Source organism: Microbacterium sp. Root166, from assembly GCF_001427145.1.
Classification (GTDB): domain Bacteria; phylum Actinomycetota; class Actinomycetes; order Actinomycetales; family Microbacteriaceae; genus Microbacterium.
Genome location: NZ_LMGL01000003.1, coordinates 84363 through 104759, shown reverse-complemented (window position 1 = coordinate 104759; position 20397 = coordinate 84363). Strand labels below are relative to the sequence as shown.

Annotated in this window: 22 protein-coding genes; 9 read left to right on the top strand and 13 right to left on the bottom strand. The window is 71.3% G+C overall.

What is annotated here, in order from left to right; genetic code table 11:
• Positions 1–3 precede the first annotated feature (3 nt).
• From ASD56_RS12230 to ASD56_RS12215, 4 genes are read right to left on the bottom strand one after another with little or no spacing between them, the layout of a single operon-like run.
• Positions 4–1152, bottom strand: a complete 1149-nt coding sequence (locus ASD56_RS12230) for a sulfate/molybdate ABC transporter ATP-binding protein (RefSeq protein WP_200947519.1) — start codon at positions 1150–1152, stop codon at positions 4–6.
• On the bottom strand, positions 1149–1928 hold the full coding sequence (locus tag ASD56_RS12225) for an ABC transporter permease (RefSeq protein WP_442922403.1): 780 nt from the start codon (positions 1926–1928) through the stop codon (positions 1149–1151). Before ASD56_RS12225 ends, ASD56_RS12230 begins: the two co-directional genes overlap by 4 nt.
• Positions 1929–1954: 26 nt before the next feature.
• On the bottom strand, positions 1955–2752 hold the full coding sequence (gene modA / locus ASD56_RS12220) for a molybdate ABC transporter substrate-binding protein (protein ID WP_055966114.1): 798 nt from the start codon (positions 2750–2752) through the stop codon (positions 1955–1957).
• Positions 2753–2754: 2 nt separating this feature from the next.
• Positions 2755–3147 (bottom strand): TOBE domain-containing protein, encoded by a 393-nt coding sequence (locus ASD56_RS12215; RefSeq protein WP_055966112.1) that lies wholly within the window; start codon positions 3145–3147, stop codon positions 2755–2757.
• A 119-nt stretch (positions 3148–3266) separates the two neighbouring features.
• Between ASD56_RS12215 and ASD56_RS12210 the strand changes: the two genes are divergently transcribed.
• From ASD56_RS12210 to ASD56_RS12185, 6 genes are read left to right on the top strand one after another with little or no spacing between them, the layout of a single operon-like run.
• Positions 3267–4385 carry a ThiF family adenylyltransferase gene (locus ASD56_RS12210; protein ID WP_055966110.1) on the top strand — a complete coding sequence of 373 codons (1119 nt, stop codon included), beginning with the start codon at positions 3267–3269 and terminating at the stop codon, positions 4383–4385.
• Entirely contained in the window at positions 4382–5620 is a 1239-nt protein-coding gene (locus ASD56_RS12205; RefSeq protein ID WP_055967121.1) for a molybdopterin molybdotransferase MoeA, read from the top strand. Before ASD56_RS12210 ends, ASD56_RS12205 begins: the two co-directional genes overlap by 4 nt.
• Positions 5617–6093 (top strand): cyclic pyranopterin monophosphate synthase MoaC, encoded by a 477-nt coding sequence (gene moaC / locus ASD56_RS12200; RefSeq protein WP_055966108.1) that lies wholly within the window; start codon positions 5617–5619, stop codon positions 6091–6093. Before ASD56_RS12205 ends, moaC begins: the two co-directional genes overlap by 4 nt.
• 9 nt (positions 6094–6102) lie before the next feature.
• Entirely contained in the window at positions 6103–6756 is a 654-nt protein-coding gene (mobA, locus tag ASD56_RS12195; protein ID WP_055966106.1) for a molybdenum cofactor guanylyltransferase, read from the top strand.
• Positions 6753–7022: a DUF6457 domain-containing protein gene (locus ASD56_RS12190; protein ID WP_055966104.1), complete on the top strand. Its 270-nt coding sequence runs from the start codon at positions 6753–6755 to the stop codon at positions 7020–7022. Before mobA ends, ASD56_RS12190 begins: the two co-directional genes overlap by 4 nt.
• Positions 7022–7255 carry a MoaD/ThiS family protein gene (locus ASD56_RS12185; protein WP_055966102.1) on the top strand — a complete coding sequence of 78 codons (234 nt, stop codon included), beginning with the start codon at positions 7022–7024 and terminating at the stop codon, positions 7253–7255. The genes ASD56_RS12190 and ASD56_RS12185 overlap by 1 nt, the downstream gene beginning before the upstream one ends.
• Before the next feature lie 58 nt (positions 7256–7313).
• On the opposite strand, the gene ASD56_RS12180 is transcribed toward ASD56_RS12185, so the two are convergent.
• Genes ASD56_RS12180 through ASD56_RS12160 form a run of 5 tightly spaced genes read right to left on the bottom strand, consistent with a single transcriptional unit; the run spans position 7314 to position 13208 of the window.
• On the bottom strand, positions 7314–7742 hold the full coding sequence (locus ASD56_RS12180; protein ID WP_055966101.1) for a molybdenum cofactor biosynthesis protein MoaE: 429 nt from the start codon (positions 7740–7742) through the stop codon (positions 7314–7316).
• The gene (locus ASD56_RS12175) at positions 7742–8221 is read right to left on the bottom strand and encodes a MogA/MoaB family molybdenum cofactor biosynthesis protein (RefSeq protein WP_055966099.1); all 480 of its coding nucleotides are present in this window, start codon (positions 8219–8221) and stop codon (positions 7742–7744) included. The genes ASD56_RS12180 and ASD56_RS12175 overlap by 1 nt, the downstream gene beginning before the upstream one ends.
• Positions 8218–10602 carry an FdhF/YdeP family oxidoreductase gene (locus tag ASD56_RS12170; RefSeq protein ID WP_055966096.1) on the bottom strand — a complete coding sequence of 795 codons (2385 nt, stop codon included), beginning with the start codon at positions 10600–10602 and terminating at the stop codon, positions 8218–8220. Before ASD56_RS12170 ends, ASD56_RS12175 begins: the two co-directional genes overlap by 4 nt.
• 28 nt (positions 10603–10630) lie before the next feature.
• Complete coding sequence (locus ASD56_RS12165) at positions 10631–12508, bottom strand: helicase HerA-like domain-containing protein (RefSeq protein WP_055966094.1); 1878 nt, start codon at positions 12506–12508, stop codon at positions 10631–10633.
• 4 nt (positions 12509–12512) lie between these two features.
• A complete protein-coding gene (locus ASD56_RS12160) occupies positions 12513–13208 on the bottom strand; it encodes a phosphatase PAP2 family protein (protein WP_082541453.1) in 696 nt (231 codons plus the stop codon).
• An 84-nt stretch (positions 13209–13292) separates the two neighbouring features.
• Between ASD56_RS12160 and ASD56_RS12155 the strand changes: the two genes are divergently transcribed.
• On the top strand, positions 13293–13784 hold the full coding sequence (locus ASD56_RS12155; protein WP_055966092.1) for a nitroreductase family deazaflavin-dependent oxidoreductase: 492 nt from the start codon (positions 13293–13295) through the stop codon (positions 13782–13784).
• A 37-nt stretch (positions 13785–13821) separates the two neighbouring features.
• On the opposite strand, the gene ASD56_RS12150 is transcribed toward ASD56_RS12155, so the two are convergent.
• On the bottom strand, positions 13822–15171 hold the full coding sequence (locus ASD56_RS12150; protein WP_082541452.1) for a multidrug effflux MFS transporter: 1350 nt from the start codon (positions 15169–15171) through the stop codon (positions 13822–13824).
• A 226-nt stretch (positions 15172–15397) separates the two neighbouring features.
• Here ASD56_RS12150 and ASD56_RS12145 point away from each other — a divergent pair, with 226 nt between their 5' ends.
• Complete coding sequence (locus ASD56_RS12145; protein ID WP_055966090.1) at positions 15398–16114, top strand: DUF3105 domain-containing protein; 717 nt, start codon at positions 15398–15400, stop codon at positions 16112–16114.
• A 7-nt stretch (positions 16115–16121) separates the two neighbouring features.
• On the top strand, positions 16122–16817 hold the full coding sequence (locus tag ASD56_RS12140) for a DUF305 domain-containing protein (protein ID WP_055966087.1): 696 nt from the start codon (positions 16122–16124) through the stop codon (positions 16815–16817).
• 3 nt (positions 16818–16820) lie between these two features.
• Here ASD56_RS12140 and ASD56_RS12135 read toward each other — a convergent pair whose 3' ends face one another.
• The 3 genes from ASD56_RS12135 to ASD56_RS12125 form a co-directional block, all read right to left on the bottom strand.
• Positions 16821–17792: a carbohydrate ABC transporter permease gene (locus ASD56_RS12135; protein ID WP_055966084.1), complete on the bottom strand. Its 972-nt coding sequence runs from the start codon at positions 17790–17792 to the stop codon at positions 16821–16823.
• The gene (locus tag ASD56_RS12130) at positions 17792–18925 is read right to left on the bottom strand and encodes a carbohydrate ABC transporter permease (protein WP_055966083.1); all 1134 of its coding nucleotides are present in this window, start codon (positions 18923–18925) and stop codon (positions 17792–17794) included. The genes ASD56_RS12135 and ASD56_RS12130 overlap by 1 nt, the downstream gene beginning before the upstream one ends.
• Positions 18926–19017: 92 nt before the next feature.
• On the bottom strand, positions 19018–20358 hold the full coding sequence (locus ASD56_RS12125; protein ID WP_055966081.1) for an ABC transporter substrate-binding protein: 1341 nt from the start codon (positions 20356–20358) through the stop codon (positions 19018–19020).
• Positions 20359–20397 lie beyond the last annotated feature (39 nt).

Below are 20397 nucleotides of genomic sequence, written 5' to 3'. Positions count from 1 at the left end.
CCCTCAGCCGGGGCCGGGACCGGCCGAGCCCGCCGCGTCCGCGATCGCAACCAGGCGCACATCGGCGGGATCGACCCGAAGGCGCACCGGCACGCCCGGCGCCAGCGCGAGCTCGGCGACGCGGTCCGCGGAGACGTCGACGGCCACGTCGGGGTCGGCGGTGCGCACCCTCACCCCCGCGGGCGTCTGCTCGAGCCGGGTGACGCGCGCGAGCCACTCCCCGGCGGCATCGGGAGGCGAGAGCCGGAGCGCACCGGTCCAGGTCTCGGCCTCGGCCCGGTCGAGTCGCACGGCCGAGGGGCGGAACACGGCTGCCGTCTCGACGGGCGAACCCTGATCGGATGCCGCGTCCCCGCCGGCTGGCGGGATCCGGAGCGTCATTCCTCCCCTCGTCCAGCGGCCGGCCCGCGCGGTTCCCTCCACGCGGTTGAGGCCGGCGACGGCGGCGACGAAGCGGGTGGCAGGACCACCGAGCACATCGCGCACGCCGCCGGTCTGCGTCACCCGCCCGCCCTCGAGCACGACGAGCCGCTGCGCGAGCGAGACGGCGTCGACCGCATCGTGGGTCGCGACGATCGCCGTGGTGTGGGTGACGGCGAGCTGGTCGTGCAGCAGAGCGCGGATGTCGCCGGCGGTCTCGGGGTCGAGCGAGGCCAGCGGCTCGTCGAGCAGCAGCACCGCCGGCGAAGTCGCCAAGGCACGCGCGAGAGCGACCCGCTGCTGCTGCCCGCCCGAGAGCTCGGCGGGCCGCCGCGCCCCCATGCCGTCCAGCCCGACCCGCCACAGCCAGTCATCGGCCTCGGCGAGCGCCGCGGTCTTGCCCGCCCCTCGCGCGCGCAGCCCGAACGCGATGTTGGCATGCGCCGACAGGTGCGGGAAGAGGCGCGGGTCCTGCCCGAGCAGCACGATGCCCCGCGCGGAAGGCGCGATGCGCACGCGCGGTCGCGGTGCCTCGTCGAGGACGGAGTCGCCGAGGCTCACCTTCCCCTCGTCGAGACCGACCAGGCCGGCGAGCACTCCGAGCAGAGTGGACTTGCCTGCACCGCTCGGCCCCATCACGGCGATGACCTCGCCCGGCTTGACGGCGAGCTCGGCTTCCAGCCGGAAGCCGGGGCGGTCGACCACAACCCGCGCCTCGAGAACGCGCGTCATCGCTGCGCCTCCGGACGCCAGGCGCGCACGAGGAGCAGCACGGCGATCGCGGTCACGAGCAGCAGCAGCGACAGCGCGACGGCCGTGCCCTGTCCGACCCCGGCGCCGTTGAACGCGGTGTAGATGGCGAGCGGCATGGTCTGCGTGACGCCGGGCGCATTCCCGGCGAACAGCGCCGTCGCGCCGAACTCGCCGATCGCCCGCGCGAAGCACAGGACCACGCCCGCGACGAGGCCCGGCATGGCGAGCGGCAGCGTCACGGTGCCGAGGATGCGCCAGCGCCCCGCGCCGAGGGCCGCGGCCGTCTGCTCGTAGCCGGTGCCGGTCGAGCGCAGCGACCCCTCGAGCGCGAGCACGAGGAAGGGCAGCGCGACGAAGGTCTGCGCGATGACCACGGCGGTGGTGGTGAACGGGATCCGGATGCCCCATTCCGCCAGCGCCTCGCCGAGCCAGCCGGTCCGGCCGAAGAGGAACAGCATCGCGACGCCGCCGACCATCGGCGGGAGGACCAGCGGCACCGTCACGACCGCCCGCAGCACCGCCGCGGTGCGCGCGCCGCTGCGGGCGATGACGAGGGCGAGCGGAACCCCGAGCACGACGCACACCGCGGTGGCGGTGAGTCCCGTCGCCAGCGAGAGCCACAGCGCCGAGAGGGCCTCAGGCGCCGTGACGTCCGTCCACACGGTGGACCAGTCGACCCTCAGCACCAGGGCGATGAGCGGCAGAGTGAGCAGCGCCAGCCCGACGATCGCGGGCAGCGCGAGGATGCGCGGCACGAAGCCGACTCTGTCGCGGGCGTGGGTCACGGCGCCCCGAATCCGAAGTCGTCGAGCACGGCGCGGCCCGCCTCCGAGAGCACGAACGCCACGAAGGCGTCCGCGGCTTCGGGATTGGCGGCCTCGCCGAGTGCCGCGATCGGATAGCGGTTGACCACGCGATCGGCCCCCGCCGGAACGATGGCCCGGACGTCGTCGCGACCGCGCACGTCGGTGGCGTAGACGAGCCCGGCGTCGGCTTCGCCCGCCGCGACCTTGGTCAGCACGGCGGTCACGTTCTGCTCCAGGCTCGCCGGCTCGACCGCCACACCGGCAGCATCGAGGAGCGTTCCGGATGCCGCGCCGCACGGCACGGCCGGAGCGCACAGCACGACGGTCAGACTCGGGTCGGCGAGGTCGTCGAGCGTCTCGATCGTTCCTCCGCCCGTCGCGGGCACGACGATCACGAGGGTGTTCGTGGCGAACACCTCGGCCGGCGCGGCGAGACCCGCCGCCACGACCGCATCCATGGTCTGCTCGTCGGCGGAGGCGAACACGTCCGCCGGCGCCCCTTCGATCAGCTGGGTCGCCAGCGTGCTGGAGCCGTCGTACGAGATCGGACGCACGTCCACGGAGGGATGCCGCTGCTCGAACTCGACCGCGAGCTCGTCGAACGCTCCGCGCAGTGAGGCCGCAGCGAAGACGGTCAGGGGTCCGCTCGGGTCGGCGGCGGTCCCCGACCTCGCGGCAACCCCTCCGGCAGCGCAGCCCGCGATCAGCGGCAGCACGAGCGATGCCGTGAGGACGGCGCGCGTGCGGCGCCCGGGAACGCGGGGACGCGGCATCCTCAGCCCTTCGGCGTTTCGATGATGACGTTGGTCGCCTTGACGACCGCCGCCGCGAGAGACCCCACCTCGAGGCCGAGTTCGTCCACGGCCTCGGCGGACAGCAGCGAGACGACCCGGTGGGGCCCCGCCTGGATGTCGACCTGCGCCATGAGTCCGTCGCGCTGCACGCGGGTGACGAGTCCGACGAAGCGGTTGCGCGCGCTCGAGAGCACGTCGGGCGCTGCCGCGGCGGATGCCGCCAGCTCGACCGCCCGTGCCGCGAGCGCGGCGCCCGGGATCATCACCGGCGACTCACCGGTGGTCTCGAGGGCGCTCGCATCGATCCAGCGACGCACGGTGTCGTCGCTCACCCCGAGCAGGCGGGCGGCTTCGGAAACCTTGTAGGCGGGCATAGTGGCACGCTAGCACCCGCGTCAGCGGAGATTCCAGTGCTCATCAGCCGCATCTGCGTCTGCTTCCGGCCGTGTCGCGAGCCCGGCCGCCCGTGCTCTCGCGCGGATACCCTGGAGCCATGCCCTTTCCCCCGCTCGTCGCGCCCGTCGAAACCCTCGACGACGCCGAGCGCACGCGGACGGCGCGGCACGTCGCCCTCGCGGGATTCGGCGACATCGCGCAGCGCCGGCTGGCGGCCGCGCACGTGGCGGTCGTCGGCGCGGGAGGCCTCGGGTCCCCGACGGTCCTCGCTCTCGCGGCAGCGGGCGTCGGAACGCTCACGGTCATCGACGACGACGAGGTCGAGGCATCCAATCTGCAGCGCCAGGTGATGCACCGCGTGGCCGATGTGGGGCGACCCAAGGTCGACTCCGCCGTACGCGTCGCGGGCGACCTGTCCCCCGGGACCGTCGTGCGTCCGGTGGCCGTGCGGCTGACCCCCGACAACGCCGCCGAGCTCCTGGCGGGCGCGCACGTCGTCGTGGACGGCACCGACACCTTCGAGACCCGGGATGCCGTGGCCGCCGCCTGCGAGCAGCTCGGGGTGCCTCTCGTATGGGGGGTCGTGCAGGAGTTCCACGCACAGGCGACGGTGTTCTGGTCGGCGCCGCCCGCGGGAATCGCGCCAGTGCGGCTGAGCGATCTGTATCCGACGTCGACGGTCGGGGACGTGCCCACCTGCGCGCAGGTCGGCGTGCTCGGCTCGCTGTGCCTGCAGGTCGGCGCGCTGCTCGCGACCGAGGCCGTCAAGCTCATCACCGGCGTCGGTGAGCCGCTGCTCGGCCGCGTCGTCGTGATCGACGCGCTGCGCGGACGCACCGACGAGGTCCCGCTGCGACCCGCGACGGCGCCTGCGCCCGCGGTGCGCGTGTCGGCCCCGCCCGCTGCCGCAGACGTTCCGCATCTGGACGCCGACGCGACCCGGGCTGCGCTGGCCGGCGGAGCGACCCTGATCGACGTCCGCGAGCCGCATGAGACCGCTCGAGGGGTGATCCCCGGCGCTGTCGAGCTGCCGCTCGGACGGCTGCTCGCCGAGCCTGCACTGGCCGGCGCCGGTCCCGTCATCGTGGTCTGCCAGGTGGGGGTGCGAGCGGACCGCGCGGCACGCGCCCTGCGCGCGGCCGGCGTCGACGCCGCCGTGCTCGCGGGCGGTATGGACGCGTGGACGGCGGAGTCCGCGGCCCGGGTGGACGCGTGAGCGGCGACGGCCTCATCGAGATCGCCGAGCACCTGGCTGTCGTGCTGCGTGCCGTCACCGAGCTCGAGTCGGCGACCGTGCCGGTCGCGGCGGCGCGCGGACGCACGCTGCGCGAGCCGGTGCGGGCCGCGGTCGACATCCCGGTCTTCGACAATTCCGCGATGGACGGGTTCGCGGTGCGCCTCGAGGACGTGGCGGATGCCTCTGCCGCCGCCCCGGCGACGCTCCGGGTCGTCGCCGATCTGCCCGCGGGAACCGGCGACGATCCGCCACTCGCCGCAGGCGAGGCGGCGCGAATCATGACCGGCGCGCCGGTGCCGACCGATGCGACCGCGATCGTGCCGTTCGAGGACACCGCGGGCGGCCTCGACGACTCACTGGACCGCATCGCGGTGCTCCGCGCGCCGCGCGGACCCGGAGCGCACGTCCGCCGCCGTGGCGAGGATGCGCGCACCGGCGACGAGCTGCTGCCCGCCGGCGTGGTGCTGGGCTCGTGGCAGCTGGCCGCCGCAGCGGCCGCCGGAGTCGCGGAGGTGACCGTCAGCCGGATGCCGAGGGTCGCGGTCGTCTCGACCGGCTCGGAGCTGGTGGCACCGGGCACTCCCCTCGAGCACGGCCAGATCCCCGAGTCCAACAGCGAGCTCCTGGCAGGGCTGGTGGCGGACGCCGGAGGCGAGGTGGTGCTTCGAGTGAGCGTGCCCGATGCCGGCGACGGACCACGCGAGGCCATCGCCGCGGCCGAGCTGCTCGGTGCCGACGTCGTCGTGTTCTCGGGCGGAGTGAGCGCCGGGGCGTACGAGGTCGTCAAGAACACCCTCGGCGACGCGATGGCCTTCACGAAGGTCCGCATGCAGCCGGGCAAGCCGCAGGGCTTCGGCCGATCTCCCGCTGGCACCTTGCTGTTCGGCCTGCCCGGCAATCCCGTCAGCGCCGCCGTCTCGTTCGAGGCCTTCGTGCGCCCGGCTCTGCTGCGCATGCAGGGGCGCGCGAGCATCGACCGGCCCGCGATCGTCCTGCCCGCAGCCGCGGGGTGGCGGACACCGCCGGGGCGGACGCAGTACCTGCCGATCGTCATCGACCGGTCCGACCCGGCGCGCTGGACCGTGGTGCCCGCGACCCGCGGCGGCTCCCACCTCGCCGGCGGCCTCGGGCGTGCGGAGGCCTATGCCGTCGTCCCCGCCGCCGTCGAGACGGTCGAGCCGGGCGATCTCGTCGATGTCATGCTGATCTCATGAGCTTCACCCACCTCGACGACGCCGGTCACGCTCGTATGGTCGACGTGACCGACAAGCAGCCCACCGTCCGGTCGGCGACCGCCCGCGGCTTCGTGCGGTGCTCGGTTGAAGTGGTCGCCGCACTGCGCGACGGCACCACGCCGAAGGGCGATGTGATCGCGGTTGCCCGCATCGCCGGGATTCAGGCCGCGAAGCGCACCCCCGAGCTGCTGCCCCTGGCCCACGTCATCGGCGTGCACGGCGCCGTTGTCGACCTCGCGATCGAGGACGACGGTGTCGCCGTCGAGGCGACCGTCCGCACCGCCGACCGCACCGGCGTCGAGATGGAGGCGCTGACCGCCGTGGCCGTCGCCGGCCTCGCGATCGTCGACATGGTGAAGGGCCTCGACAAGGCGACCTCCATCGAGAACGTCCGGATCATCGCCAAGACCGGTGGCAAGAGCGGTGACTGGCACCGTCCCGACGAGGACTGAACCCGGGCCATGACCGGACTCCGCTCCTCGCACTCCGCCCCGGCCGGCACGCTGGGCGCGATCCTGCTCGCCGGCGGCCGCGCGACCCGTGTGGACGGCGCGGCCAAGCCGCTGTTCGAGGTCGGCGGGCGCACGCTCCTCGACGCCGCGGTGGGCGCGGCATCCGAAGCGGGCGCACATCCGATCACCGTCGTCGGTCCACCCGCCGAGCACGTCGCGGACGTCACCTGGGTGCGCGAGGATCCGCCGTTCGGAGGTCCCGCGGCCGCCGTCGTGGCGGCGCTGCAGGACGAGGTCAGCGCGGGGACGCCCGACCCCGAATGGACGCTGCTGCTGGCCTGCGATCTCCCTGCCGCCGGCGCGGCGGTGCGCCGACTGCTGGCCGATATCGTGCTCCTCCCCTCCGACGCCGACGGTCTGTGCCTCGGCGACGCCTCGAGCAGGCCGCAATGGCTCACCGGCGTGTACCGCACGCGGGCGCTGCGGGCCGCGGCATCCGCTCTCCCCGACCGGGGTCGCGACGCCCCGGTGCGCGCACTGCTCGCCGATCTCGCGATCACGGTGATCGCCGCACCCGACGACCTCACCCGAGACGTCGACACATGGCAGGATCTGGAACAGGCCCGCGCCCGCGCCGCCGGCGAGACAGAGGAGCAGTCATGAGCGAGCAGTCACGCACACTTCCTCCGGAGGCCCTCGACGCCTGGGCGGCCACGCTCCGGCAGCGGTTCGATCTCGCGGAGGACGACGTCCCCGTGGCCGCCGTCCTCGACGCCACCCGCGACGTCGCGAACGGCGTCGCGCGCCCGGCCGCGCCGCTCGGCGCCTTCGTCGCAGGACTCGTCGCCGGCCGCGCCGGCACCGACCCCGCCGCCATCACCGAGGCCCTCGAGGCCGTCGCCGCCCTCGCCGCCGCCTGGGAGGACTAGTGCCGGTCGTCCGCTACTTCGCCGCGGCCCAGGAGGCCGCGGGCCGCGACACCGAGCGGCGCATTGAGACCACGCTCGGCGATCTTCGCCGCGCCGTCAGCGCCGAGCACTCCGGCCTCGGCCCGATCCTGCCCAGGTGCGCGGTGCTCGTCGGGGGCGCGCGCGTCGACGACGCCACGGTGCTCGGCGAGGACGACCTCGTCGACGTGCTGCCGCCCTTCGCCGGCGGCTAAGGCCGGCTCAGCCGCCGAGGCCCAGCCAGGTGGACGTGCCTCGGCGGCTAAGGCCGGCTCAGCCGCCGAGGCCCAGCCAGGTGGACGTGCCGTCGGCCTCGATCTGACGCTTCCACACGGGGAGCTCGGTCTTGATGGTCTCGATCACGGCCCGGCAGACCTCGAAGGCCACGGCCCGGTGTGCGGAGGCGACGGCGATCACCACGGCCGCGTCGCCGACGCCGAGCCGGCCGACGCGGTGAGACACCGCGACGATGGCGCCGGTGTCGCCGGCCGCGGCTTCGGCGATGCGACGCAGGGCGGCTTCGGCGTCGGGATGCGCGGAGTACTCGAGCGCGACGACGCGGGTCGCGGCATCCGGATCATGGTCACGGACGCGGCCGACGAACGTCGTCACGGCGCCGGCGGAGGCGTCGTCGACGGCCGCCAGATGCGCGTCCAGCGACAGGGGCTCAGCGCTGATGGCGGCCAGGCGCACGGCCGGCATCAGTGGTCCGCCCCGCCGAGCTGATCCAGCACGTGGCCCGCGACCGAGACGATGACGGGCATACCGGAGGCCACGGCCTTCGGCGAACCCGGAAGGTTCACGACGAGCACGCCGTGCGGGTCGACGACGCCCGCGACGCCCCGCGTGAGCATCGCGGCGGGCTTCTCTGCGACGCCGCGACGGCGGAGCTCCTCAGCGATGCCGGCGATCTCGCGGGTGATGACGCGCAGGGTTCCCTCGGGCGTCTGGTCGCGCGGCGCGACACCGGTGCCGCCCGTGGTGACGATGAGCTTCACACCGGCGACGATCTCGGCCTGCAGCGCCCGCTCGACGCTGTCGGCGCCGTCGGGCACCACGACCGGGTCGGCGCAGTCGAAGCCGGCCGTGCGCAGCGCGTCGACGGCGATGGCGCCGCTGGCGTCGGCGCGCTCGCCCGCGGACGAGCGGTCGGAGACCGTGATGACGGCGGCGCGGGTCATGCGTCCAGCCTAGACACGGCGCCAGGCGAGGGATGCCGCCGCCGCTCGAGGCGCACGACCACCGACTTCGAGGTCGGCGTGCCACTGACGTCGGCGACCGAGTCCAGCGGCACGAGCACGTTGGTCTCGGGGTAGTACGCGGCGGCGTTCCCCCGCGGGGTCGGGTAGGCGACGATGCGGAACTCCTCGGCCCGCCGCTCCTGCACCCCGTCCGGGCCGGCCCACTCCGACACCAGGTCGACGATCTCGCCGTCCTCGAACCCGAGCGCCGTGATGTCGGCGGCGTTCACCATCACCACGCGGCGCCCGCCGTGGATCCCGCGATAGCGGTCGTCCTTGCCGTAGATCGTGGTGTTGTACTGGTCGTGCGAGCGCAGCGTCTGCAGCAGCAGGCGTCCGGCCGGGATGCGCGGGTACTCGAGCTCGTTCACGGTGAACCGGGCCTTGCCGTCGACGGTGGCGAAGCGGCGCTCGTCGCGCGGGCCGTTGGGCAGCCGGAGGGTGCCGCCCTTGTCGACGCGCCGCTCGAAGTCGTCGAAGCCCGGGACCACCGCCTCGATGTGCGAGCGGATGAGCGCGTAGTCGGCCTCGAGCGCGGCCCAGTCCGCGCGCGGAGCATTGGGTCGCGCGAGCTCGGCAGGTCCGGATGCGGATGCCGCGGCACCCGCTTCTGCGAACAGCAGGCCGCACAGCCGCGCCACGATCGCGACCTCGCTGAGGAGGTCGTCCGACGGCGGCGCGAGGCGGCCGCGCGAGGAGTGCACGGCGCCCATCGAGTCCTCGACGGTGACCCGCTGCTCCCGGCCGCCGCGGCGGTCGCGGTCGGTGCGGCCGAGCGTCGGCAGGATGATCGCGCGCCTCCCGGTGACCACGTGCGAGCGGTTGAGCTTGGTCGACACCTGCACGCTCAGGTCGATGCGTGCGATGGCCGCCTCGACGACGGCGGTGTCGGGAGTCGCCGAGACGAAGTTGCCGCCCATGCCCATGAAGAACCGCACGCGGCCGTCGCGCATGGCGCGGATCGACTGCACGGTGTCGAAGCCGTGCTCACGGGGCGGCGCGAAGGCGAACTCGGCCTCGAGCGCATCGAGGAAAGCCGTCGAGGGCTTCTCGTAGATGCCGACGGTGCGGTCGCCTTGCACGTTGGAGTGACCGCGCACCGGGCAGACCCCGGCGCCGGCGCGGCCGATGTTGCCCTGCAGCAGAAGCACGTTCACGACGTCGCGCAGCATCGGCACCGAGTGCTTGTGCTGGGTGAGGCCCATCGCCCAGCACACGATGGTCGCGCGCGACCTCTTCACGGCATCGCCGACCTGGCGCAGCCGGGCTTCGGGGATTCCGGTGGCTTCGACGAGGTCGGCCCATTCGGCATCCGACATCGCCTGACGGTAGGCCTCGAAGCCGCTGGTGTGCTCGGCGATGAAGGCGTGGTCGAGGACGCCGCCCTCCCGGGCTTCGGCCTCGAGCAGGTGCTTGCCGATCGCCTGGAACAGCGCCTGGTCGCCGCCGAGGCGGATCTGCACGAACTGGTCGGCGAGCTTGGTGCCGCCGAGCGCCATGCCGCGGACGGTCTGCGGGTTCTCGAAGCGGATGAGCCCGGCCTCGGGCAGCGGGTTCACCGCGATGATGGTCGCGCCGCGCGACTTCGCCTTCTCGAGTGCGGAGAGCATGCGCGGGTGGTTCGTGCCCGGGTTCTGCCCCGCGACGATGAGCAGGTCGGCGTCGTGGATGTCGTCGATCGAGACGGTGCCCTTGCCGATGCCGATGGTCTCGGTGAGCGCCGATCCCGAGGACTCGTGGCACATGTTCGAGCAGTCCGGCAGGTTGTTGGTGCCGAGGCCTCGCACCAGCAGCTGGTAGAGGAATGCGGCCTCATTGGAGGTGCGGCCCGAGGTGTAGAAGACCGCCTCGTCCGGGTCGTCGAGTGCGGCGAGCGCGGCCGCGATCTCGGCGAGCGCGTCGTCCCACGAGATGGGCCGGTAGTGGGTGGCGCCCTCGTCGAGCACGACGGGCTGCGTCAGCCGGCCCTGCTGGCCGAGCCACCAGTCATCGTGCCCGCGCAGCTCGTCGATCGAGTGCGCGGCGAAGAACTCCGGGCCGATCCGGCGCTGCGTGGCCTCTTCGGCGACCGCCTTCGCGCCGTTCTCGCAGAACTCGGCGACGTGCCGCTTGTCCTCCTCGGGCCACGCGCAGCCCGGGCAGTCGAAGCCGTCCTTCTGGTTCACGCGCAGCAGCGTCTGCACCGAGCGGCCGACGCCCATCTGCTGCTGCGAGATCTGCAGCGCGTGCAGCACGGCGGGCACGCCGACCGCCGTCTTCTTCGGCTTCGTGACGCGGACCTGCGTCTCGTCGATGTCGGCTTTCGGGGGCTTCGTCGCCATTCCTCCAGGCTAGGCGGTGCCCGGGCGGTCAGCGCCGGCCGGTGCCGAACATCCCGCGGATCACTCCGCCGAGGATCGTCTGCGTCGCCTTCGACCCGAGGATCTGCTCGATCGGCGACTTCTGCGTGCTCCGCGACGTGCGAGTCGTGCCCTGCGTCTTCTTCAGCAGGCGGTCGTACTCCTGCTGCGCCTTCTTCTCGGCGGCGGCCTGGGCCTTGTCGATCGCGGCCTGCTGCTTGGCGAACTCGGCGTCCGTCTTGGCCTTGGCCAGCGCGGCCTCCTCGGCCGCGGCGGCGTCGTCGGCGGCCTTCATCTTCGCGGTCAGGATCTCGCGCGCGGACTCGCGGTCGATGGCCGTGCCGTACTTGGCCAGCAGCGGGGACGCCTTCACCGCCGCCTCGATCTGAGGGTCGGGTGTCGGAGACATGAGTCCCTGCGGCGCGCGCAGCCGGGTCCAGGCGACCGGGGTCGGCGCGCCCTTCTCGCTCATGACCGTCACGATCGCCTCGCCGGTGCCGAGCTCCTGCAGCACGCGCTCGAGGTCGTAGCCGGACTTCGGGTAGGTGCCGACGGTCGCGCGGAGCGCCTTCGCATCGTCGGGCGTGAACGCGCGGAGCGCGTGCTGCACCCGCGAACCGAGCTGCGCGAGCACGTCGGAGGGCACGTCCTTCGGCGTCTGCGTCACGAAGAAGACGCCGACGCCCTTCGAGCGGATGAGGCGGACCGTCTGCACGATCGCGCTCAGGAAGTCCTTCGACGCGTCCTTGAACAGCAGGTGGGCCTCGTCGAAGAAGAACACGAGCTTCGGTTTGTCGGCGTCGCCGACCTCGGGCAGCACCTCGAACAGCTCGGCCAGGAGGTACATGAGGAACGTCGAGAACAGCGCCGGCTTGTCGATGACGCCGGGCACCTCGAGCAGGCTGATGATGCCGCGGCCGTCCGGCGCGAGGCGCAGGAAGTCCGAGACCTCGAACTCGGGCTCGCCGAAGAAGACGTCGGCGCCCTCGTCGGCGAACGTGATCAGCTCGCGCAGGATCACCCCGGCCGTCGCCGCCGACAGTCCGCCGAGCTCCTTGAGCTCGGCCTTGCCCTCGTCGCCGGTGAGGTACGTCAGCACGGCGCGGAGGTCGGCCAGGTCGACGAGCGCCAGGCCCTGCTGGTCGGCGTAGTGGAACACGAGCCCGAGGCTCGACTCCTGCGTCTCGTTGAGCCCCAGGACCTTGCTCAGCAGCAGCGGTCCGAAGCCCGAGACGGTCGCCCGGACGGGCACGCCCTTGCCGATCCCGCCGAGCGCGAAGTACTCGGTGACGGATGCCTCGGCCTTCCAGTCCTGCCCGATCCCGGTGGTGCGGGCCAGCAGCTTCTCGCTGGACTCGCCCGGTGTCGCGACGCCCGACAGGTCTCCCTTGATGTCGGCGGCGAACACCGGAACGCCCTTGGCGGCGAGCTGCTCGGCGAGGCCCTGGAGCGTGCGGGTCTTGCCCGTGCCGGTCGCGCCCGCAACGAGTCCGTGCCGGTTCATCATCGCGAGCGGGATCCGGATCTGCGCCGCGGGCACGGGATCGCCGTTGACGAGCGCGCCGAGGTCGAGGGTCGTCGACTCGAACGCGTACCCGGTGGTGATCTTGTCGATGTCTTCTTGAGCGAGCGGGCCGGCGGGCGTCTGCGAAGGCGCGGGCTGGGCGATCGGCTCCTGCACCGCCTCGGTCTCCTGCGGCTCTACCGCGGAGGTTCCTTCGCCGGCAGCTCCACCGGCTCGGGCCTTCGCCGCCTCAGCCTCGGCTGCCGCGAGCGCAGCGCGAGCCTGCGCCGCTCGGGACTGGGCCTCGGCGGCTTCGGCTTCGGCCCTGAGCCGCGCCAGTTCGGCCTCGGCGACGGTCGGATCAGGTGTCTCGGGCGCGGTCATGCGCTCAGCCTAGCGACGCCCTCCTGGCGGCGAGGGATGCGTTCTCCCGGGCCATCGGCACGGCGAACACCGCCGCGACGACGAGGGCGGCCCCCGCTCCGACCATGGCCCCGCCGACGGTGTCGCTGACCCAGTGGGCGTTGACGAGCGTGCGGCTGATGGCCATCAGCACCACCCACGCGATGCCCGCGATCCACACCCAGACCTTCGGGAACAGGATGATCGCCGTGACGGCCAGGGTGGCGGCATTGGCGACGTGCCCCGACGGAAAGGAGCCGTAGTCGGTGACGACGATGATCTCTTCCGGCCTCACGCGCCCGAACAGGTGCTTGAGCACCTGCACGCAGCCTGCCGAGACCGCGGCCGCGGTCACGAAGAACGCGGCGGCCCACGGACGCCTCAGCAGCACCAGGCCGACGGCTCCGGCGATGGGAACGGCGAGCACGCCGAACCAGCCGCCGCCGAGCCAGTTCATGATCTGTGCGAACACGATCAGCCCGGGGCCCGCGAACTCGAGGATGATCCGGTTCCACCACAGATCGATCGTGAACGGCTCGTCCGCTCGGGATGCGATCCACATCCCGAAGCCGACCGAGAGCGCCAGCAGCACCAACCCCGCGAGAAGATAGACCAGCGCGGGGCGAGAACCTGTCGCTCGTGGCTCTGCTTCGCGGGGCTCTGCTTCGCGGTCGTCCGTCATCCGCCCATTCTGCCCGGCGGCCGCGCCGGTGTCTGCGTCTTGGCAAAGCCACGCCGGAACGGTATGCGGAGGAGGATGGAGCACATGACCCGCGCCGTCGATGTCGTCCGGATCCTCGTCTCGCCGCTGACCCGCACGCGCCTCTTCCGGCGCGTGCTCGGCCCGCTGCTGCTCCCGCCGGTCGAGCGCTTCGTGTCGTGGCTCTCGCGCGGACGGGTGCAGGTGAGCGGGCTGCTCGTGCCCTCGCTGGTGCTCCACACCGTCGGCGCCAAGTCCGGCGAGCCCCGCGATGCGCCGCTCATGTACTGCCCCGACGGCCGAGGGCGCGCGATCGTCGCCGGCACCAACTTCGCCGGGCAGCGGCATCCCGCCTGGACGGCGAACCTGCTGGCGCACCCGGATGCCGCCATCACGGTCCGGGGAAAGCGCATGGCAGTGCGGGCGAGTCCGGTGCCCGACGACGAGCGCGACGCGGTGTGGGCGCGGATCGAGCAGCAGTGGCCCGGTTACCGCAACTACGAGCGCGAATCGGGCCGTACGGTCCGGTTGTTCATCCTGCAGCCCGTCCGCCTCTGACCCGGTCGGCGCGGCCGGGCCGCGGCATCCGTCTGCTCTACGGCGCGAGCCGGGCGACCGTGCGCGGACGCACGACGAACCAGAGCGCGAGCACGCCGATCACCGCGCAGCCGACCATGACCGAGGCCATCGTCGTGGCGGTGATGCCCGATCCGGCGGCGAGCCAGCCGACGAGCGGCGAGATGATGCCCGCGACGCCGAAGTTCGTCGCTCCGATGATCGACTGCGCGGTGCCCGCCGCCTTGCCGTGGCGGTCCAGCGCGAGCACCTGCACGCACGGGAAGGTGAAGCCGCAGCCGGTCATGAAGAAGAACAGCGGGATCACGGTCCCCCACAGCCCGAGGCCGAGCTGATCGGTGAGGATGATGACGGATGCCGCGACCAGCATGATCGCCGTCGACCAGGCCATCACCCACTGCGGCCCGTAGCGGGCGGCCAGGCGCGATGCGGCCTGAACGCCGAGCACGACGCCGAGCGAGTTGATGGCGAACAGCATGCCGTACTCCTGCGGCGACAGCGTGTAGAGGCCCTGGAACAGGAACGACGACGACGACAGGTAGGAGAACAGGCCGCTGAAGGTCATGCCGCCGATGATGAGGACGCCGATGAAGACGCGGTCGCTGAAGACGCTCTTGTAACGCTGCCAGACCGTGGTCGCGCCGCGCTCGTGGCGGCGGGCGGGGGGCAGGGTCTCGGGGATGAAGATGGCCGCGGCGACGAGCATGATGCTGCCGTAGATGCCGAGCACGACGAAGATGCCCCGCCACGGCATGAGCAGCAGCAGCGCCGAGCCGACAAGGGGTGCGAGCACCGGCGCGACGCCGGAAACCAGGGCGAGGCGCGAGAGCATCACGACGAGGCGGCGACCGCCGAAGAGGTCGCGCACGATCGCCGCCGCGACGACGCCTCCGGCTGCGGCACCGGCGCCCATGAAGACGCGCGCCACCGAGAGCAGCTCGAGGGTCGGTGCGAGGGCGGCCGCAACGCTGGCGACGACGTGCAGCGCCGTGACGATGAGCAGCGGCAGCCTGCGGCCGACCTTGTCGCTGAGGGGACCGACCACGAGCTGACCGAGGGCGAACCCGATCATGGTGCCGGCGAGCGTGAGCTGGATGGCCGCCTCGGTGGTGCCGAAGTCCTCCTGCAGCACCGGGAAGGCGGGCAGGTAGAGGTCGATCGTGAACGGGCCGAGGGCGGTGAGCGCGCCGAGCAGCACGATGTACAGCACGCGGCGGCGGTGCGGGATCGAGTCGCCCGGATGCAGGACGATCGGCGCGGTCGCCGGGTTGGCGCCGAGCGTGCGGATCGCACCCGTCGACGAGGGGCCGGCGGGACGCTCAGCCGAGCCGGCTGCGTGCTGAGTGGGGATGGAGGCGGTATCGAGCAAGGAGTTTCTTCGTTTCAGCGGCAGGTGGTGGCAGTGGCGCGAGAGTTCGATCTAGAACGATCGAATCGATTCGAACCATGATACCGGACCCCTCCGCCGCTTCGAGGCGTCCTGTCGGCCCGTTCCCAGTCCGCTGCACATGCGCTCGCATAGGATTGCGGTGTCCTGTCCCCTACCCGCGTCGCCGTTCACGCCGCGCCGGGTGCCCGAGCCGAGATCACGGAACATGACCCCGACACCCCCGAGCCCCGCCGACAAGCGCACGAGCGGCAACCCGTCCACGCAGGCGGACATCAACCTCACGGTGAAGCAGCAGCGCGAGCAGAAGCGCCAGCAGAAGCTCGCCGAGTACCAGAAGCAGCTCGCGAAGCGTCGCCGCAGCAAGCTCGTGTGGTGGGTCGTCGGCGTCACCGCCGCGGTCGTCATCATCGGCCTCATCGTCGCCTCGATCGTGTTCGCGCCCGCGCCGCCGGCTTCGTACACCCCGGGCGGTGACGGTGCCGAGATCGAAGGCGTCGAGACCTTCGAGAACGTGACCGAGCACGTCGAGGGCACGGTCGACTACGAGCAGTCACCCCCTGCCGGCGGACCGCACAACCAGGTGTGGCTCAACTGCGGCATCTACGACCAGCCGGTTCCCAACGAGAACGCCGTCCACTCGCTCGAGCACGGCGCCGTCTGGGTGACCTACAACCCCGCCGAGGTGTCGGGTGAAGAGCTCGAGACCCTCGAGGGCAAGCTCCCCGACAGCTACGTCATCCTCTCCCCCTACGAGGACCTCGACGCGCCGATCGCCATCAGCAACTGGAACCACCAGCTCAAGGTCGACTCTGCCGACGACGAGCGCATCGGTGAGTTCTTCGAGGAGTACTGGCGCAGCGCCGACGTCCCCGAGCCGGGCGCCTCGTGCAGCGGCGCGATGGACGCACCGGGCAAGCGCTGACCCCGCGATGAGCGAGGACGAGCGCGCGACTCCGACCGCGCCCACGCAGCCCCCGGCTGCCGTGCGCTGGTGGGTCGTCGCGCTCGTCCTGCTCGCGGTGGCCGCCCTCGCGTTCGCGATCGGCCGCTTCTCGACATTCGGCGCCCAGGGCCAGAGCAGTGCTCCGGGAAGCAGCTCGCCCGAGGCCGGGTTCTCCCGCGACATGCAGGTGCACCACGCCCAGGCGATCGAGATGGCGATGGAGATCTATCGCAAGACCGAGGACGACGACCTGCGCGTCCTCAGCTACGACATCGCGACCGGCCAGGCGGCACAGCGCGGCGAGATGTACGACTGGCTCGTGCAATGGAACCTGCCCCAGGGCGGCGGCGACACCATGGCCTGGATGAACGCCTCTGAAGAGGGTCACGCCCACGGCGGCTCCGCCGACGAGCCCCTGACCGCGGACGAAGCGCGTGAGGCCATGGGCATGGCATCGGATGCCGAGCTGCGTGAGCTTCAGGAGGCCACCGGCACCGAGGCCGACTGCCTCTTCCTCGAGCTCATGATCCGCCACCACGAAGGCGCCATCCCGATGGCGGAAGCACTCCTGGAGCTCGGCACCGAGCCGCGTCCGCTGCAGGTCGCCCAGAGCATCAAGGACGGTCAGACCGCCGAGATCGACGCCATGGAGTCGATCCAGCAGCGGCTCGGCTGCGGCTGAGCATCAGCCCTTCGTACTGCCGGCGAGGAGCCCCCTCACGAAGAACCGCTGCAGCGAGATGAACACGATCAGCGGCACGATCAGGGCGATGAAGGCACCGGCCGTGAGCAGATACCAGTCCTGACCGCGGTTTCCGGTCATCTCCGCGAGCAGCTTCGTGATCGGCGCGACGTTGCCGTCGGCGAAGATCAGCGACACGAGCAGGTCGTTCCATACCCACAGGAACTGGAAGATCGCGACCGAGGCGATCGCCGGCATGGTCAGCGGCAGGATGATCCGGAAGAAGATCTGGCCGTGGCCCGCGCCGTCGACCCGCGCGGCCTCGATGACCTCGCCCGGGATCTCCGACACGAAGTTGTGCAGCAGGAAGATCGCCAGCGGCAGGGCGAAGATCGTGTGCGCGATCCACACCTGCGCGTACCCGGCGGAGCCGAGCGCCTGGATGACGGGCACGCCGAAGATCTTGCCCTGCGAGAACAGCTGGAGAAGCGGGATGAGTGCCATCTGGATGGGCACGATCTGCAGGGCGAACACGAGCACGAACAGCATGTTCTTGCCGCGGAAGTCCATCCAGGCGAACGCATACGCAGCCAGGAGCGCGATCGAGATCGGGATGATCGTCGCCGGGATCGTGATGGCGAACGAGTTGACGAACGCCTGGGCCATCGTCAGCTGGCTGTTGCCGGACTGCAGCGCCGTGGCGTAGTTGTCGAGCGTCCAGCCCCAGTTCTCGAAGACGGTCCACCAGCCGGTGGTCTGGATGAGCTCGCGCGGCCGGAACGAGCTGATCAGCAGTCCGAACGTCGGAATGGTCCACAGCACAGCGATGATGAGCGCGGCGAACGTCGCCCATCGCGAGGTCAGCCGGCGCTTGGTGCGGCCGAACATGTCCTTGTCGGCCTTGCGCGCACCGCGCTCGAGTTCCTTCTTGGCGTCGTCGTCGAGCGGAAGGTCGACGGGCATCACGGCACTCATCAGCGCAGCTCCCTCTGCTTCTTCAGTTGCACGGCGTTGTAGATGACGATCGGCATCACCAGCAGGAACAGGATCACGGCGAAGGCGGCGGAGCGCCCCGCTTCGAAACTGCGGAACTGCGTGTACATCTCATTGGCGATCACCGACGTGTTGTTCGCGCCCGCGGTCATCGTGCGGACGATGTCGAACACCTTGAGCGAGGCGATCGAGATGGTGGTGAGCACGACGATGAGCGCGGGACGGATGCCGGGAACGATCACGTTCGTGAACTTCTGCCAACCGTTGGTGCCGTCGAGCTCGGCGGCCTCCAACTGCTCGGACGGGACGCCCTTGATGGCGGCGGAGAGGATCACCATCGCGAATCCGGTCTGGATCCAGATGAGCACGACGATGAGGAACAGGGTGTTCCACGGCTCGACGGCCAGGAAGTTCAGCGGCTGCCCGCCGAACCAGACGATGACCTGATTGAGGAAGCCGATCTGCTCCTGGCCCGCCGGGCGGGCCGTGTACATGAAGCGCCAGATGATCGAGGCACCCACGAACGAGATGGCCATGGGCATGAACACGAGGATCTTGTAGATCCGCTCGCCGCGCGTCTTGTCGATGAAGTAGGCGTACGCCAGGCCCGCGATCGTCGAGACCAGCGGTGCCACCAGCACCCAGATGATCGTGTTGACGATCACCCGTACGTTCTGGGGCTGCGAGAAGATCCAGACGAAGTTGTCGAGGCCGACGAAGGTCGTCCCACGGGAGTTCATGAAGGCCTGGAACATCGTCTGGATCGTCGGGACGATGAGCCCCACGATCAGCAGCAGGATCGCTGGAGTCAGGAATCCGAACAGCTGGAAGAGCGACCCTTCGCCGCCCTTGGCGCGTTTGTCGAGGAAGAAGAAGAGAAGGCCCAGCACGGCGGCCGCCCCGATCGCCCATTGATAGGACTGCAGCGCCCAGAGGATCAGCGCCGGGAAGGCGACGCACGCGGCGAGCCGGATGATCGTGTACATCCGGCCCGGGCGAGGGGCGATCTCGATGAAGAAGAGGATGACGGCGACCACCACGAGGAACACGCCGACGAGGACGACGATCTCCACCCACGGGTTGAGCGTGCTCAGCCACTTGAAGAACGCGGACATGGTTTCCTTTCGACAGCGCCGTCGAACCGGGCAGCGACCCGGCGGGAGTGGAGGGGCCGCCCCTGTGCGGGGCGGCCCCGATAGTCAGTCGATCATTCGGCGGCCGGCCAGCCGGACTCGATCTGCTCGAGCACGGTGTCGACCGGAGTGCCGTTGACGAAGTCGACCATTCCCTTGAAGAACGTTCCGGCACCGACCGCACCCGGCATCAGGTCGGAGGCGTCGAAGCGGAACGTCGTGGTGTCGCTCTGCAGGATGGAGATGGCCTCCTGCAGGATCGGGCTGGACGCGCTCTCGGGGTCGAGGCCCTTGTTGGCGCTGATCACGCCACCGAGGGACACCCGGCTGTTGGCCCACTCGGGGCTCGAGAGGTACTCCTGCACCTTGACAGTGGCCTCGGAGTCGTCGAACGCGGCCACGATCTCGCCACCGCCGGTCACGACGTCGCCCTCGGCCTCGCCTCCGCCGGCGAACGGCGGGGTCAGGAACGCCCAGATGTCGCCGTCCTCGCCCACCTCGGCGCCCGCATCGACGAGGAACCCGTCGAAGAAGGAGGCCTGGTGGTGCAGGGTGCATGAGCCGTCGGCCAGTGCGGCCGCCGGGTCGGTGCCGAACGGCGTGGTGACGATGGTGTCGAGTCCGCCGAAGCCTGCGTTGACGTAATCGGGGTTCAGGGCGATCTTGCCGAACTCCTCGAACGCCGACTTGATCTCGGGCGACGTGAACGGCACCTCGTTGACGACCCACTGGTCGTAGACCTCGGTGCCGGACTGGCGGAGCACGATGTCTTCGATCCAGTCGGTGCCCGGCCAGCCGGTGGCGGCGTCGGAGTTGAACCCGATGCACCACGGCTGCTCACCGGTCTCGGACTGGATCTGAGCGGTCAGGTCCAGCAGGCCCTGCCAGTCCGTCGGGATCTCCCAGCCGTTCTCGGCGAACTTCGCCGGCGAGTACCAGACCCAGCCCTTGACGCTCGCCATCAGCGGAGCGCCGTACAGCGTGCCGTCGACCGTGCCGTAGCCGGCCCAGTCCTCGGTCCAGTACTCCGAGACGTTCGCGGCGACCCCTTCGGGTGCCGGCAGCACGAGGTCGCGGCTGGCCATGTCTGCGAGCAGACCCGGCTGCGGGAAGATCGCGAGGTCGGGCGGCGTGCCGCCCTGGGCGCGCACGGCGATCTGCGCCTCGAACTCCTTCGACCCCTCGTACTGGATGTCGATGCCGTTCTCTTCCTCCCATGCGGCCCACGACTCCTCGAGCAGCTCCTGCTCGGGCGTCACGATCGTGCCGTAGACGGTCACGACGTCTTCGCCGTTCCCTCCCTCGTCGCCGCCGTCGTCGACGCCGGGTCCGCCGGTGCAGCCGGCCAGGGCGATGCCCGTGACCCCGATGGCCGCGACCGAAGCGAGAAGCCGGCCTCGTGTGGATGTCTTCATGCGTCCTCCTCTTTGAGTTCCCGGAGCGCCCCAACGCTC